This is a genomic window from Neisseria sp. HMSC070F02, from assembly GCF_001814225.1.
Classification (GTDB): Bacteria; Pseudomonadota; Gammaproteobacteria; order Burkholderiales; family Neisseriaceae; genus Neisseria; species Neisseria meningitidis.
Window position 1 is genome coordinate 1 of the sequence record NZ_KV815472.1, and the last position, 1,237, is coordinate 1,237.

1 protein-coding gene and 2 pseudogenes are annotated in these 1,237 nt (G+C 41.0%); all 3 read right to left on the bottom strand.

Features of this window, described 5'->3' with window-relative positions; all coding sequences use genetic code 11:
- Window positions 1–144: 144 nt before the first annotated feature.
- Window positions 145–234, bottom strand: a pseudogene (locus tag HMPREF2959_RS13530) (leucyl-tRNA synthetase); the annotation flags it as partial.
- A 16-nt stretch (window positions 235–250) separates the two neighbouring features.
- Window positions 251–424: pseudogene (locus tag HMPREF2959_RS13535) on the bottom strand (restriction endonuclease); the annotation flags it as partial.
- Complete coding sequence (locus tag HMPREF2959_RS08020; protein ID WP_002233072.1) at window positions 388–1,179, bottom strand: DpnI domain-containing protein; 792 nt, start codon at window positions 1,177–1,179, stop codon at window positions 388–390. The gene HMPREF2959_RS08020 and the pseudogene HMPREF2959_RS13535, both read right to left, overlap by 37 nt.
- Window positions 1,180–1,237: the final 58 nt, after the last annotated feature.

Sequence of the window (1,237 nt, forward strand, 5' to 3'; positions counted from 1 at the left end):
AAGGAAGGAAGGAAGGAAGGAAGGAAGGAAGGAAATTTCATATTTAGGTTTACTCCTTAAAAAATTAAATTTCAAAAAATGCCGTCTGAATCCAAAACGGATTTCGGACGGCATCTTAACATTGTTTAATGTTTTTAAAAAGATTTACACCACGATGTTCACCAGTCTGCCCGGTACGGCGATGATTTTCTTGGCAGGATTACCTTCTATGAATTTCACTGCGCCTTCGGAGGCGGCCGGTTTGTCGGAATCACGCATAAATTGCCAATAATTCCCCGACCTTCTTACGGCTGCTGCCTTTTGCGGCAATATTGCGCTGTACTTCAACTGTTTTCAGAATAGCAGAAGAATAAATATCCCTTGTGAATTCAGTATCATGATTTGAAATTAAAACGCCTTGGGAGTCGGACGCAATTTGTCGATTTTTTTGTAAAGTCCGCGACCAATGAATTCGATCGTATTTTGGTCGCGCAAAATTTGCAACTGTTGGCGGATTTTGTCTCTGATATGGTTGTTTTGGGGAAATTGGATGGATAGTTTTTCTTCAAATTCATACATTTGCGACAATGTGAATTCTTCGGGAAGTTGGTCGATACATTTCATAACAGCCAAAAGCCAACCTTTGCGCTCCGCATTTTGGTTGCGTAAAAACAGATTGGATTGCCATTTTTTCAGAACGGTTTCGGGTTCGATAATGCGGGAATCGTCTATTAAGAATATTTTTCCGCTTTCAGGCAAAGGGGCGAGATTGATGGAACACATAATGTGGTTCGGCCGGTTTTTAATGCCTTTATTTCTGGGAATAATCATATCCGGCGTGATGAAATGTTTGGGTACAAGCACCAATTGCCGTATGGAGTAATCCGCTTTTTTATATGCAAGAAAGAAAAAGTTTGGGTTGGTATCTGACCGGATGCGCTCCAACATGGTGCGATATGCACCGTCAGGCACACTGTTGCCTATGGTTTTTTGATTTTTACTCTTTAATTCATATTGCTCGTGGCAATTTGGGCAAAAGAGGTCTGCAACAGGTTTGTTATTGGCAAATCTCTGCATCGGCTTGCTTCCGCAACAGGGACAGTAGCCGTTTTTTTCCAGCCAAGCCTCGCTCATTACACGGATTTTATGGGTTGCTTTATTTTGTTGCTTTCCCAATTCGGTATCGAAAAATAAATTCATGTTTTGGATTTTGAGATTAAGTTTGAGTGGATTAACAAAAATCAGGACAAGGCGACGA

Bases quoted from the DNA above. Each gene is read 5' to 3' on its own strand.
- HMPREF2959_RS08020 (WP_002233072.1), bottom strand. From the start codon at position 1,179: ATGAATTTATTTTTCGATACCGAATTGGGAAAGCAACAAAATAAAGCA.